Origin of the sequence: Bacillus cereus group sp. N21 (genome assembly GCF_016483395.1) — a bacterium.
Classification (GTDB): domain Bacteria; phylum Bacillota; class Bacilli; order Bacillales; family Bacillaceae_G; genus Bacillus_A; species Bacillus_A pseudomycoides.
This window is the reverse complement of record NZ_JAEHBX010000002.1, coordinates 150471-163626: the sequence shown is the minus strand read 5'-3', so window position 1 is coordinate 163626 and position 13156 is coordinate 150471. Positions and strand designations below refer to the sequence as shown.

Sequence of the window (13156 nt, the reverse complement as noted above, 5' to 3'; positions counted from 1 at the left end):
GCTGTTACGAAGAACAAAAGGTGACCAGCACTCGTTTCTCTCTTTGTTTTAACCTGCATATGGCAGGAAAAGGATTAATCTGACCGCTTCTATGCATGGCCGGATGCACTCTTTCACTTAAAAAGAAAGGTTTTATGTCGTTTTTTCAATTTGTATTTATATAGTAAGACCATCATCTAAATTATAGAAAGTAAGAAAAATAGATGAAGGGAACCGAAGAATTTATTATTAGAAAGTTCACAATATATACCTCACGACAGATTATGTCTAGAAACCACAAAATAACAAAAAAACCCCTCCGCAAATTGACACACTTTCCTATTGGATATGCTTTATACTAGTCTCAACTTAAAAAAAGAGGTGAATTGTTTGGTTGTTTACGCTGACGTTGTTTGGTTGTTAAACGCCTGCATTGATTTTCTTTTGCTTTTATTAACAGCAACTGTGTTGAAAAAGAAGATCAAAAGATGGAGGCTTGTGCTAGGGACATTTATTGGTTCTACAATTGTTATTTTTGCCTTTACTCCTTTTGCTTCTATGATGACACACCCAATTATGAAATTATTGTATTCGTTACTTATTGTGTATACAGCATTTGGATTTTCTACTTTTAGAGATTATACACAGACTGTTTTTACCTTTTATTTTGTAACATTTATGGTAGGAGGAGGATTAATTGGAACTCATTTTTTCCTACAAACGAATGACATGGTAGATGGATTAGTTCAGGCGAAAGCAATGTCTTATGGTGATCCAGTAAGTTGGATGTTTGTGATTTTGGGATTTCCGATTATTTATTACTTTTCAAAAAAACGTATTGAAAATGTGGAAGTGACTAAGATTCATTATGACCAAATTGTACAAGTGAATATTAGATTAGTTGAAAATGAAATTAAACTAGATGGCTTGATTGATAGTGGAAATCAGCTTCATGACCCTATAACAAAAACACCGGTAATGATTATGCATATTTCATCATTAGAGCATTGTTTACCAACATGGTTAATAGAACAAATTTATTCCAAAACAGAGATTCCACAAATACCAGAAAATGATTTAGGTTGGGCAACGAGACTACGTTTAATTCCTTTTCGAGCAGTAGGAGTTGATCATCAATTTTTATGGGCAATTAAGCCAGATGTTGTTCAAATTTATCATGAAGGAAGCAATATGGTCGTAAATAAAGTATTAATCGGCTTAAATACACAGCAATTATCTACAAATGGAGAGTATCAATGTATTATACATCCGAAAATGTTGATATCACCAAAAGTGACAATTGCTTAATTATGAGAGGCGGGAGAATATGACGAAAATAAAATTTTATTTCACATATCTTTGGTATAAAGTATTGCTGAAACTTGGAATTAAGACTGATGAAATTTACTATATCGGTGGAAGTGAGGCATTGCCACCGCCTTTAACAAAAGAGGAAGAAGAAGTACTCCTCAATAAATTGCCAAAAGGTGATCAAGCAGCACGGTCATTACTTATTGAGCGTAACTTACGGCTTGTTGTGTATATAGCACGTAAATTTGAAAATACAGGAATTAATATTGAGGATTTGATTAGTATTGGAACAATTGGTCTTATTAAAGCTGTGAATACATTTAACCCTGAAAAGAAAATAAAATTAGCGACTTATGCATCACGTTGTATAGAAAATGAAATTTTAATGCATCTACGTAGAAATAATAAAAATCGTTCAGAAGTGTCATTTGATGAGCCATTAAATATTGATTGGGATGGGAATGAATTGTTACTATCAGATGTTCTTGGTACGGATGATGATATTATTACAAAAGATTTAGAGGCTAATGTAGACAGACATCTTCTTAAGAAAGCACTACACCAACTGAATGATCGTGAAAAACAAATTATGGAACTCCGTTTTGGACTTGCAGGGGGAGAAGAAAAAACACAAAAAGATGTGGCAGATATGCTAGGGATTTCACAGTCTTATATTTCTCGACTTGAAAAGAGAATTATAAAAAGGCTTCGAAAAGAATTTAATAAAATGGTATAAAGTGACGTTGTTAAAAGGTTAGATCATCAAGGAGATTGTACAAAACCAATCGGTATTCCGATTGGTTTTGTTGTATTTCCGAGTAAAGCACGAATGATATTTTTATTAAAAGTGACAGAAAAACGGTATGCATAAAATTCCCTCCAAAGGAGATACTTTACACTGTACAGCAACTCCCGATAGGAGGGAACACTTTGACGAGAAACAAAGTAGAAATTTGCGGTGTTGATACAGCTAAACTTCCAGTACTAAAAAATGAAGAGATGCGTAAATTATTTCGAGAAATGCAAAGTGGAGAGATAAGCGCAAGAGAGAAATTAGTAAATGGAAACTTACGTCTTGTACTGAGCGTCATTCAGCGATTTAACAACAGAGGAGAATTTGTTGATGATTTATTTCAAGTCGGCTGCATTGGACTTATGAAATCAATTGATAACTTTGACTTAAGCCAAAATGTTAAATTTTCAACATATGCTGTGCCAATGATTATTGGAGAAATTCGTAGATATTTGCGTGATAACAATCCAATTCGCGTCTCTCGTTCGTTGCGAGATATTGCGTATAAAGCATTACAGGTAAGAGAAAAGCTAATTGCTGAAAATTCAAAAGAACCAACGGCGATGGATATTGCAAAAGTACTTGAAGTGACACATGAAGAAATCGTTTTTGCACTTGATGCCATTCAAGATCCAGTATCACTATTTGAACCAATCTATAATGATGGGGGCGATCCTATTTTTGTGATGGATCAACTGAGTGATGATAAACAAAGGGACGAGCAATGGGTGGAAGAATTGGCGTTGAAAGAAGGCATGAAACGATTGAATGATCGCGAAAAAATGATTATCCGAAAACGTTTTTTTCAAGGGAAAACACAAATGGAAGTTGCCGAAGAAATTGGGATTTCTCAAGCGCAAGTATCACGCCTTGAAAAATCAGCAATTAAACAAATGAATAAAACAATTCAAGGATAAGGTCTCATCATTTACGATGAGATCTTTTTATGTTGCGTGCCCCGAGATTCTGTTCATAGGAAAGATTGCGTGTTCATATAATGACAGTAAAGTGAAATCGCTGGCAGAAGGAGACTTATCGATTACACAACATAAAAGGGGAGAATGACAATGATACGAATTTCAGAGTTTCAAATTAAGGATGTTGTAAATGTCTCTGACGGAAAAAAACTTGGAAACATTAGCGATATCGATATTGATATGAATACAGGGAAGATTCAAGCTGTCATTATTTCAAAGCAAACACGTATGTTAGGAATATTTGGGAAAGAAGCAGAGTTTGTTATTCCGTGGAAGCAAATTGTAAAAATTGGAGAGGATGTAATATTAGTAAGAGCTGATCATGTCAATTCTGTAACAGAATCAATACAAACACCGACAATTTCTTAAAGAATATTACAAATTCCTCTTTTTTTTATGTTGTCATTATGGAAAAATAAAAGTATGGTAAAATAGACAGGAAGTACCATGCTTTTTATGTTATTTTATTAAAAGGAGCCGCTTTATGAGAGAACCATTTATATATGAGGACGGTATATTGTATTTACAAGCGTGGAAAGAACTTGGAAACATTACTGCAGGATTTACGACAAAAGATGGTGGAGTAAGTACAGGCTCCTTTCATGCGATGAATTTAGGATTACATGTAAATGATATGATGGAAAATGTTCATGAAAATAGACGTATTTTAGCGAACAAGTTACAAAAAACATTAGAAAATTGGATTTGTTCAGAACAAGTTCATGATCATCATGTTGAAAAAGTAGGACAGCAAGAAAAAGGGCGAGGAATCTATTCATATGAAGATGGTATTCCAAACACAGATGGTATTTATACGACTGATAGAGATGTATGTTTAACATCTTGTTATGCTGATTGTGTTCCACTCTATTTCTATGCACCATCACAAGGTATGATAGGACTGGCACATGCTGGATGGAAAGGCACTGTAAAAGAAATTGCAAAAGAAATGATTCAAAAGTGGCGTGCGGAAGGGGTGCCAGCTCATGAGATTTATGTTGCAATTGGACCAGCCATAGGGTCCTGCTGTTATGTAGTTGATGATCGCGTATTATCAGCAGCAAAACAAGCGGTAAACGGACATGTTCCATATAAATTGATTTCAGACGGACAATATGCAATTGATTTAAAAGAAATCAATCGCATATTATGCATACAAGCTGGCATAAAAGAAGAGCATATTATGATGTCGTCTCTTTGTACAAGCTGTGAAGAACAATTGTTTTTCTCACATCGTCGTGATCGGGGAAAAACAGGAAGAATGTTGAGTTTCATAGGCTTTAAGGAGGATTGAAAACAGTGGTAGTGCAAGAGAATTTAGCATTTGTAAATGAGAAAATTAAAATAGCATGTGAACGAGCAGAGCGCTCGGCACAAGAGGTTAAGCTCGTTGCAGTAACAAAAACAGTAGGAATTGAAAAAACAAATGAAGTAATAGAAGCTGGACTTACTGATTTAGGTGAGAATCGTAATGAAGGTTTTTTACAGAAGTATGAGCATTTTGGTTCAAAAGTAAATTGGCATTTCATTGGTTCGTTACAAACGAGAAAAGTAAAAGAAATTATTAATGAGATTGATTATTTGCATTCATTAGATCGCATTTCACTTGCGAAAGAAATTCAAAAGCGTACTACAAAGCAGGTTCGATGTTTTGTACAAGTGAAAACATCGTCTGAAGAATCAAAGCAAGGGATAGCGGCTGAGGAAACGATTGCGTTTATTCGTGCTTTGCAAGAATTTGATAAAATTGAAGTTGTTGGATTGATGACAATGGCACCATTTACTGAGGAAGAAGCCGAAATTCGTCATTGTTTTAAGAAATTGCGTGGTTTGCAAAAACAAGTACAAGAACTAGGATTATCATACGCTCCGTGTAAAGAGTTATCAATGGGAATGTCAAATGATTATACGATTGCAATTGAAGAAGGTGCTACATATATTCGTTTGGGAACGATTTTAGTAGGAAAAGCATAAAAGGAAGGAGAATGTTATTATGAGTTGGTCAAAAGTAAAATACTTCTTTTTTGACACTCCAGAAGAGCGAGAAGCTTACGAAAAGGAAAAGGAGCAAGCTGAAATGAAAAAACAACAAGATCCACCAGAGCAGCAGGATATTCCACTTACGAAAGCACAGCCGAAACAAAATATTGTAAGTATTGAAACAGCAAAGCAATCTTCCAAAGTTGTTTTGTTAGAACCGCGCACATATTCGGAAGCACAAGGGATTGCGGATCATTTAAAGGGAAGAAGAGCGGTTGTCATTAATTTGCAAAGGATGTCAACAGATCAAGCTGTGCGTATCGTTGACTTTTTAAGTGGTACTGTATACGCTATAGGCGGGGATATTCAAAAATTAGGACCGAAAACATTTATTTGTACACCTGAGACTGTGGATATTGTTGGGGCCATTTCTGAGTTGTTCGGTGAAGAGGAAGAGACAAATATAAAGAGGTGGTAATACGCCATGACGATTATTTTACAAGCATTGCTTTGGATCATCCAGATTTATTCCTGGGCGCTTATTATCTATATCCTTCTATCTTGGTTTCCAGGGGCTAGAGAATCAACATTTGGTGATTTTCTATCACGTATTTGTGAACCATATTTAGAACCGTTTCGGAGATTTATCCCACCTTTTGGCATGATTGATATTTCTCCAATTGTTGCAATTATTGCGTTGAGATTGGCTAGTAGTGGTTTAGTAAGTCTGTTTCGTTATTTCTTGTAATAAGAGGTTGAATGAATGAGCATCTATGAGCATTTTAGACCCGAAGAAGTGGTCTTTGTCGATAAAGTGTTAGAGTGGAAACAGGTGGCTGAAGAATATCATCAAGTGAAATTAACGGATTTTCTGGATCCGCGTCAGCAGCAAATTGTTGCTACGATAATTGGAAATCAAGGGGATGCTACTTTGCGTCTTTATGGTGCTGAGCCAAAAGCGGAAAGGAAAAGAGCTCTTATTTATCCGAGTTATCTTGATTTAAATGAAGAAGATTTCCAAGTTGAAGTATTAGAAATTGACTATCCTTCCAAGTTTTATACGCTTGAACATAGGCAAATATTAGGTGCATTTATGTCTCTTGGTCTTACAAGAGAAAAGTGTGGTGATATTTTGCTTCAAGAAAATCGTGCCCAAATTATAGTTGCAAAAGAAATTGTTTCTTACATTGAAATGAATTTACAATCAATAGGGAAGAAAATGACGGTCTCACTTTCCTCTGTACAAGCAGACAAAGTATTACGATTGCAAGAAGAATGGAAAGAGCAGTCTGGAACTGTTTCATCCCTTCGATTAGATGTCCTGCTAGCTGAAATGCTTCATCTATCACGGCAAAAAGTACAGCCGCTTATAAAAAACGGTCTTGTGAAAGTGAACTGGAAAACTGTTGAACAAACTGCATATGAGTGTTTTCCGGGTGATGTTTTTTCAATTAGGGGATATGGCCGGAGTAAATTATTTTCTGTAGAAGGAAAAACGAAACGCGACAAATGGCGAGTTTTGTATGGTATACTAAAATGATTGGTTTTTTAGAAGGAAAATCCCTTATTTTGTCGAAGAAAAGATATAATTAAAAGAGGAAAATTCAGATAACTACTTGGAGGTGGCGTTTGTGCCGTTAACACCATTAGATATTCATAACAAAGAATTTGGTCGCGGATTCCGTGGCTATGATGAGGATCAAGTAAATGAGTTTCTTGATCAGATCATCAAAGATTATGAATTGGTCATTCGCGAGAAAAAAGCATTAGAAGAAAAAGTTGCTCAACTAGAAGGTAAATTAGATCATTTTTCTAACATTGAAGACACGCTAAATAAGTCTATCGTTGTTGCACAAGAAGCGGCGGAAGAAGTAAAGCGTAATGCACAAAAAGAAGCGAAATTAATTGTACGTGAAGCAGAAAAGAATGCAGATCGTATCATTAATGAAGCTTTAGTAAAATCAAGAAAAGTTGCATTTGATATTGAAGAGCTAAAGAAACAAGCGAAAGTATTCCGTACGCGTTTCCGTATGTTATTAGAAGCACAGCTTGAAATGTTAAACAACGATGATTGGGACAAATTAATTGAGCTAGAAGAAGAAGTGGACGAGCTATTAAAGAAAGAAGAAACAGTGTAAGCTTGACGTTTTTCTCATTATTACATATAATTTTAAACAACATATTTATTAAGAAAAACGAAGATAGGGATAAGTACCTTTTTCATACCTTATATAGCGAACTGAGGACGGTGTAAGCTCAGGATAAGGAGATAAATGGGAATATCACCCTGGAGTTCCGCGCTGAACAAAAAAGTAAGCGTAGGCGTATATTCGCGTTAAGAATATAAAGAGGACTTTGTGCATACGTGTACGGTCTACTAGGGTGGTACCGCGGGAGACTTTCTCGTCCCTTTTTTGGGGATGAGAAAGTCTCTTTTTTATTCCATTTTTTAGGGTCTTTCTTTTATACATTCGAGGAGGAATTAAGCGTGGAGTATAAAAATACATTACTAATGCCGAAAACAGAATTCCCAATGCGTGGGAATTTACCAAAGCGTGAGCCTGCAATGCAAGAAAAATGGGCTGAGATGAACATTTATGAAAAGGTACAAGAACATACAAAAGGTCGTCCTTTATTTGTACTGCATGATGGTCCTCCATATGCGAATGGTGACATTCATATGGGACATGCGTTAAATAAAGTATTAAAAGATTTTATTGTTCGTTACAAATCAATGACTGGATACTGTGCACCATATGTACCAGGATGGGATACACACGGTTTACCAATTGAACAAGCTTTAACAAATAAAGGTGTAAAACGTAAAGAAATGACGGTTGCAGAATTCCGTAAATTATGTGCAGAGTATGCATACGAACAAGTGAATCGCCAACGTGAACAGTTTAAACGTCTTGGTGTGCGTGCTGATTGGGATCGCCCATATATTACTTTAGAGCCAGCTTATGAAGCGCAGCAAATTAAAGTATTTGGTGAAATGGCGAAAAAAGGTTATATCTATAAAGGACAAAAACCAGTTTATTGGTCTCCAACAAGTGAATCCGCTTTAGCTGAAGCTGAAATTGAATACAATGATAAAAAGTCAGCATCTATTTATGTGGCATTCCCTGTAAAAGACGGAAAAGACGTATTAGAGGGCGACGAGAAATTTATCATTTGGACAACAACACCTTGGACATTACCAGCCAACTTAGGTATTTCTGTTCATCCAGAACTTGAATACAGCATTGTGAAAGTAAATGATGAAAAATATATTATTGCTTCTGAACTATTTGACACAGTTTCTAAAACGTTAGAGTGGGAAAATGCTGAAGTTGTGAAAACAGTTAAAGGTAGCGAACTTGAGTATACAGTTGCGAAGCATCCATTCTATGAGCGTGATTCTTTAGTTATGCTTGGTGAGCACGTTACAACAGATGCTGGTACAGGTTGTGTACATACAGCACCTGGACATGGGGAAGACGATTTCCTTGTTGGGAAACAATATGGATTAGAAGTTCTTTGCCCAGTTGATGATAAAGGTGTATTAACAAGTGAAGCACCTGGATTTGAAGGTCTATTCTATGATAAAGCTAATAAGCCAATTACGGAAAAATTAGAAGAAGTTGGCGCGTTATTAAAATTAACATTTATTACGCATTCTTATCCACATGACTGGAGAACGAAAAAACCAATTATCTTCCGTGCGACAGCGCAATGGTTTGCATCTATTGAAGCGTTCCGCAAGGAGTTATTACAAGCTGTTGAAGAAACGAAATGGGTACCAGCATGGGGTGAAACACGTCTTCATAATATGGTTCGTGACCGTGGTGATTGGTGTATTTCTCGTCAACGTGCATGGGGTGTACCGATTCCTGTCTTCTATGCAGAGAATGGCGATCCAATTATTACAGATGAAACAATCAATCACGTAGCAGATCTATTCCGTGAGAACGGTTCTAACGTATGGTTCGAACGTGAAGCGAAAGAGTTATTACCAGAAGGATTTACACATCCATCTAGTCCGAATGGCGAATTCCGTAAAGAAACAGACATTATGGACGTATGGTTTGATTCAGGTTCTTCTCACCAAGCTGTCCTAGAAGAGCGCGAAGACTTACAACGTCCAGCTGATTTATACTTAGAGGGATCTGACCAATACCGTGGCTGGTTTAACTCTTCATTATCAACAGCAGTTGCAGTAACAGGTAAAGCACCATACAAAGGTGTGTTGAGTCATGGATTCGTATTAGACGGTGAAGGTCGTAAAATGAGTAAATCTATCGGGAACATTGTTGTACCGAAGAAAATCATGGATCAATTAGGTGGAGATATTTTACGTTTATGGGTATCTTCTGTTGACTACCAATCTGATGTGCGTATTTCAGATGATATTTTAAAACAAGTTGCAGAAGTATATCGTAAAATCCGTAACACATTCCGTTTCTTATTAGGAAACTTAGCTGACTTTAATCCAAGTCAAGATGCAGTAGCGAAAGCTGAATTACGTGAAGTAGATCGCTACATGCTAGTGAAATTAAATGACTTAATTACAAAAGTAAAAGAAGCATATGAAACATATGACTTTGCGGCAGTATATCATGCAATTCATAACTTCTGCACAATTGATTTAAGCTCATTCTATTTAGACTTTGCAAAAGACATTTTATACATTGAAGCAGCAAATCATCATGACCGTCGTGCGATTCAAACAGTACTTTACGATGTTCTTGTTGCATTAACAAAACTTGTAACACCAATCTTACCTCATACAGCTGATGAAGTATGGCCATATGTTCCTGGTGTTGTAGAGGAAAGCGTTCAGCTAACCGATATGCCAGAAGCTGTAGAAGTAGAGGGTGCGGAAGCGTTAAAAACAAAATGGGATGCATTTATGACACTTCGAGATGACGTATTAAAAGCTTTAGAAGTGGCTCGTAATGAAAAAGTAATCGGTAAGTCATTAAATGCGAGTATTACCCTATATCCAACTGCAGAAATGAAACAAATGTTAGAGTCTATTAGTGAAGATTTAAAACAATTATTTATTGTCTCTGAGTATAAACTTGGTGGAACAATGGAAGAAGCTCCAGCGGGTGCACCAAAATATGAGCATACAGCTGTTGTTGTAGCGCAGGCAACTGGTGAAACATGTGAACGTTGCTGGGTTGTTTCTGAAACAATTGGTAAAGACGCTGAACATGAAACATTATGTGAGCGTTGTGCAACAGTAGTAAAAGAAAATTATGTAAAATAATGATGTGATAAAAACTGACTGCTATTACGGTAGTCAGTTTTTGTATTTAGTAAGGATTCTTCTTAACATGTGGCAGATGTATGAAAAGTTCGACTGCTTAAAGTTTTTCTGTTGGGCAGGAGGAAGTAACTTTTAAGCACTTTCCTATGAAGGAAAAATGTGTGAGCGGTAAGCGAGAAAATTTCGGACACACTAACGGTACATTGCAGCCAGGAGGGATGTACACGTGAATGAAATCTATATGGAAATCAAAGAAGAATTACAATTGATGAAAAAAGAACTACAGGAACGACTGGCAAAAGAAGCGATAGAAACTTATTATGTAGAATTCGGACTGGAATTAGGCTATGAATCGAAGGAAGATGGAAAAAAGAAATTATTTTTACATGATATAAGAGAAGATTTAAAAGATGTGGAACGAGCATTATTTAAAATGGAAATCGATATGTATGGCATTTGTGAGGAAACTGGGAAATACATTCCTGTAAAGCAAATGAAAATGATGCCAACAGCTCGTACAATTCATGAATTTTTATATGAGAAAGTAAATGTCTAAGAGGCACAACGATATTATATTACCTTTTTTTATTTTATTTTATTCTTCCGTAAAGGTTCATTGTGAAAAGACCGTAGCTATGCTAAAATTTTGAGGTACACTGTCTTTGTGGGGGAAATGAAAATGATATATTATTTAATAGCGTTATTTGTCATTACCATCGATCAAGTATCGAAATGGTTAATTGTAAAAAACATGGAATTAGGTACAAGTATCCCGATTATCGATAATGTATTATACATAACATCACATCGGAATAGAGGAGCTGCCTGGGGCATTTTAGAAAACAAAATGTGGTTCTTCTATATTATTACAGTTGTTTTTGTAGGATTTATCGTATTTTATATGAAAAAGTATGCAAAAACAGATAGGCTCCTAGGGATTTCATTAGGTCTTATTTTAGGCGGAGCAATTGGCAACTTTATTGATCGTGTATTTAGACAAGAAGTGGTGGATTTCATTCACGTGTATATTTTTTCATACAACTATCCGGTATTTAACATAGCTGACTCAGCTTTATGTATTGGGGTTGTATTGATTATTATTCAAACATTATTAGAAGGAAAGAAAATGAAGGAGTAATTGAATGAGCGAAGTACTACAAGTAACAGTTACAGAAGAACAAAAGAGCGAACGGATTGATAAGTTTCTCGCGGGAGTGAACAATGAATGGTCACGTTCACAAGTACAACAGTGGATTAAAGATGGCGTTGTAACCGTAAATGGAAACGACATTAAAGGAAATTATAAAGTAAAAGTAAATGATGAAATTGCAGTAGCAATTCCAGATCCAGAAGAGCTTGATATTTTGCCAGAAGACATGAATTTAGAAATTTATTATGAAGATGCAGATGTGCTTGTTGTGAATAAGCCACGTGGCATGGTTGTGCATCCAGCTCCTGGACATACAAGTGGTACACTTGTAAATGGGTTAATGCATCATTGTACAGATTTATCAGGTATTAACGGTGTAATGCGTCCAGGGATTGTACATCGTATTGATAAAGATACATCTGGCTTATTGATGGTTGCTAAAAATGATATGGCACATGAATCTCTTGTAAATCAGCTTGTGGCAAAAACAGTAACAAGACGATATAAAGCAATCGTCCATGGTGTAATTCCACATGATAAAGGGACAATTGATGCTCCAATTGGCCGTGATAAAAAGGACCGCCAAAGTATGACGGTTGATGAAAATGGGAAGCATGCTGTTACGCATTTTCAGGTGTTAGAACGATTTAAAGACTTTACACTTGTAGAGTGTCGTTTAGAAACCGGCCGTACGCACCAAATTCGTGTTCATATGAAATATATTGGATACCCGCTTGCGGGAGATCCGAAATATGGTCCGAAAAAAACATTAGATATAAATGGACAAGCGCTTCATGCGGGGATTTTAGGGTTTGATCATCCTCGTACAGGCGAATATATCGAGTTTGAGGCGCCAGTTCCAGCAGTATTTGAAGAAGTTTTAAATGTTTTACGGAAATAGTATTGACAAAACGATTAAAACCTGCGATACTAGCAACAGTTGAATAATGATCCTTTAACACAGCCCCGTGAGGTTGAGAAGGTAACGGTTTGAAATACTTAGGGTGTACTTGTACCCTTTTTTCAAAAGTCCTCTCGCACACTCTGAGAGGACTTTTTTTATACCATTCCTCTCACGCAAGAAAAAAGCTTGGAGGTGTAGAGCATGCAAGAAAAAGCTGTCGTTTTAGATGACCAAATGATTCGCCGCGCTTTAACACGCATCAGTCATGAAATTGTGGAACGTAATAAAGGTGTCGATAATTGTGTTCTTGTCGGAATTAAAACACGTGGGATTTTTATTGCACAGCGTTTAGCAGAACGAATTGGTCAAATTGAAGGAAAAGAAATAGAAGTAGGCGAGTTAGACATTACGCTATATCGTGATGATTTAACATTGCAATCAAAAAATAAAGAACCGCTTGTAAAAGGTTCAGATATTCCTGTGGACATTACGAAGAAAAAAGTTATTCTTGTGGATGATGTATTGTATACAGGAAGAACGGTTCGAGCAGCAATGGATGCTCTTATGGATTTAGGTAGACCATCACAAATCCAACTAGCTGTTCTTGTAGACAGAGGTCATCGTGAATTACCAATTCGCGCTGATTATGTAGGGAAGAACATTCCAACATCAAGTGAAGAACGTATTGAAGTTGATTTGCAAGAGACGGATCAGCAAGATCGAGTAAGTATATACGATAAGTAAAGCCCTTTTAAATGTAGTCCTGTGAGGCTGCCAAAGGGTCTTGACTTTCGTATGTCAAATTTGA

At 36.2% G+C, this 13156-nt stretch carries 15 protein-coding genes and 1 other annotated feature; all 15 genes read left to right on the top strand.

What is annotated here, in order from left to right:
* The first annotated feature begins 369 nt into the window (after nucleotides 1–369).
* The 15 genes from spoIIGA to pyrR all read left to right on the top strand — a co-directional run bounded on the left by spoIIGA (nucleotide 370) and on the right by pyrR (nucleotide 13092).
* Nucleotides 370–1287, top strand: a complete 918-nt coding sequence (spoIIGA, locus tag JDS96_RS01850) for a sigma-E processing peptidase SpoIIGA (RefSeq protein WP_199665825.1) — start codon at nucleotides 370–372, stop codon at nucleotides 1285–1287.
* Nucleotides 1288–1306: 19 nt separating this feature from the next.
* Nucleotides 1307–2026 carry an RNA polymerase sporulation sigma factor SigE gene (sigE, locus tag JDS96_RS01845; protein WP_003199790.1) on the top strand — a complete coding sequence of 240 codons (720 nt, stop codon included), beginning with the start codon at nucleotides 1307–1309 and terminating at the stop codon, nucleotides 2024–2026.
* A gap of 194 nt (nucleotides 2027–2220) precedes the next feature.
* Nucleotides 2221–3000, top strand: coding sequence for an RNA polymerase sporulation sigma factor SigG (gene sigG / locus JDS96_RS01840; protein WP_003199794.1), 780 nt, complete (start codon nucleotides 2221–2223; stop codon nucleotides 2998–3000).
* 150 nt (nucleotides 3001–3150) lie between these two features.
* Complete coding sequence (locus tag JDS96_RS01835) at nucleotides 3151–3429, top strand: YlmC/YmxH family sporulation protein (RefSeq protein ID WP_016116026.1); 279 nt, start codon at nucleotides 3151–3153, stop codon at nucleotides 3427–3429.
* A 115-nt stretch (nucleotides 3430–3544) separates the two neighbouring features.
* Nucleotides 3545–4354 (top strand): peptidoglycan editing factor PgeF, encoded by an 810-nt coding sequence (gene pgeF, locus JDS96_RS01830; protein ID WP_018764753.1) that lies wholly within the window; start codon nucleotides 3545–3547, stop codon nucleotides 4352–4354.
* A 5-nt stretch (nucleotides 4355–4359) separates the two neighbouring features.
* The gene (locus JDS96_RS01825) at nucleotides 4360–5034 is read left to right on the top strand and encodes a YggS family pyridoxal phosphate-dependent enzyme (RefSeq protein WP_003199799.1); all 675 of its coding nucleotides are present in this window, start codon (nucleotides 4360–4362) and stop codon (nucleotides 5032–5034) included.
* A 19-nt stretch (nucleotides 5035–5053) separates the two neighbouring features.
* Nucleotides 5054–5518 carry a cell division protein SepF gene (locus JDS96_RS01820; protein ID WP_003199801.1) on the top strand — a complete coding sequence of 155 codons (465 nt, stop codon included), beginning with the start codon at nucleotides 5054–5056 and terminating at the stop codon, nucleotides 5516–5518.
* Between the two features lie 6 nt (nucleotides 5519–5524).
* Nucleotides 5525–5788 (top strand): YggT family protein, encoded by a 264-nt coding sequence (locus JDS96_RS01815; RefSeq protein ID WP_003199802.1) that lies wholly within the window; start codon nucleotides 5525–5527, stop codon nucleotides 5786–5788.
* 15 nt (nucleotides 5789–5803) lie between these two features.
* Entirely contained in the window at nucleotides 5804–6580 is a 777-nt protein-coding gene (locus JDS96_RS01810; RefSeq protein WP_199665824.1) for a YlmH family RNA-binding protein, read from the top strand.
* Nucleotides 6581–6671: 91 nt separating this feature from the next.
* On the top strand, nucleotides 6672–7178 hold the full coding sequence (gene divIVA, locus JDS96_RS01805; RefSeq protein WP_016116021.1) for a septum site-determining protein DivIVA: 507 nt from the start codon (nucleotides 6672–6674) through the stop codon (nucleotides 7176–7178).
* A gap of 51 nt (nucleotides 7179–7229) precedes the next feature.
* Nucleotides 7230–7454 (top strand) — a binding site (T-box leader).
* 74 nt (nucleotides 7455–7528) lie between these two features.
* Nucleotides 7529–10294: an isoleucine--tRNA ligase gene (ileS2, locus tag JDS96_RS01800; RefSeq protein ID WP_199665823.1), complete on the top strand. Its 2766-nt coding sequence runs from the start codon at nucleotides 7529–7531 to the stop codon at nucleotides 10292–10294.
* 226 nt (nucleotides 10295–10520) lie between these two features.
* Entirely contained in the window at nucleotides 10521–10850 is a 330-nt protein-coding gene (locus JDS96_RS01795; protein ID WP_018764751.1) for a TraR/DksA C4-type zinc finger protein, read from the top strand.
* A gap of 123 nt (nucleotides 10851–10973) precedes the next feature.
* On the top strand, nucleotides 10974–11432 hold the full coding sequence (lspA, locus tag JDS96_RS01790) for a lipoprotein signal peptidase LspA (RefSeq protein ID WP_018764750.1): 459 nt from the start codon (nucleotides 10974–10976) through the stop codon (nucleotides 11430–11432).
* A 4-nt stretch (nucleotides 11433–11436) separates the two neighbouring features.
* Complete coding sequence (locus tag JDS96_RS01785; protein WP_199665822.1) at nucleotides 11437–12345, top strand: RluA family pseudouridine synthase; 909 nt, start codon at nucleotides 11437–11439, stop codon at nucleotides 12343–12345.
* 204 nt (nucleotides 12346–12549) lie between these two features.
* On the top strand, nucleotides 12550–13092 hold the full coding sequence (gene pyrR / locus JDS96_RS01780; protein WP_001156487.1) for a bifunctional pyrimidine operon transcriptional regulator/uracil phosphoribosyltransferase: 543 nt from the start codon (nucleotides 12550–12552) through the stop codon (nucleotides 13090–13092).
* Nucleotides 13093–13156: the final 64 nt, after the last annotated feature.

What these genes read in the sequence shown, in the direction of transcription:
- sigE (WP_003199790.1), top strand. Translation starts at nt 1,307, where the DNA reads ATGACGAAAATAAAATTTTATTTCACATATCTTTGGTATAAAGTATTG.
- JDS96_RS01835 (WP_016116026.1), top strand. Translation starts at nt 3,151, where the DNA reads ATGATACGAATTTCAGAGTTTCAAATTAAGGATGTTGTAAATGTCTCT.
- pgeF (WP_018764753.1), top strand. Translation starts at nt 3,545, where the DNA reads ATGAGAGAACCATTTATATATGAGGACGGTATATTGTATTTACAAGCG.
- JDS96_RS01820 (WP_003199801.1), top strand. Translation starts at nt 5,054, where the DNA reads ATGAGTTGGTCAAAAGTAAAATACTTCTTTTTTGACACTCCAGAAGAG.
- JDS96_RS01815 (WP_003199802.1), top strand. Translation starts at nt 5,525, where the DNA reads ATGACGATTATTTTACAAGCATTGCTTTGGATCATCCAGATTTATTCC.
- JDS96_RS01810 (WP_199665824.1), top strand. Translation starts at nt 5,804, where the DNA reads ATGAGCATCTATGAGCATTTTAGACCCGAAGAAGTGGTCTTTGTCGAT.
- lspA (WP_018764750.1), top strand. Translation starts at nt 10,974, where the DNA reads ATGATATATTATTTAATAGCGTTATTTGTCATTACCATCGATCAAGTA.
- JDS96_RS01785 (WP_199665822.1), top strand. Translation starts at nt 11,437, where the DNA reads ATGAGCGAAGTACTACAAGTAACAGTTACAGAAGAACAAAAGAGCGAA.
- pyrR (WP_001156487.1), top strand. Translation starts at nt 12,550, where the DNA reads ATGCAAGAAAAAGCTGTCGTTTTAGATGACCAAATGATTCGCCGCGCT.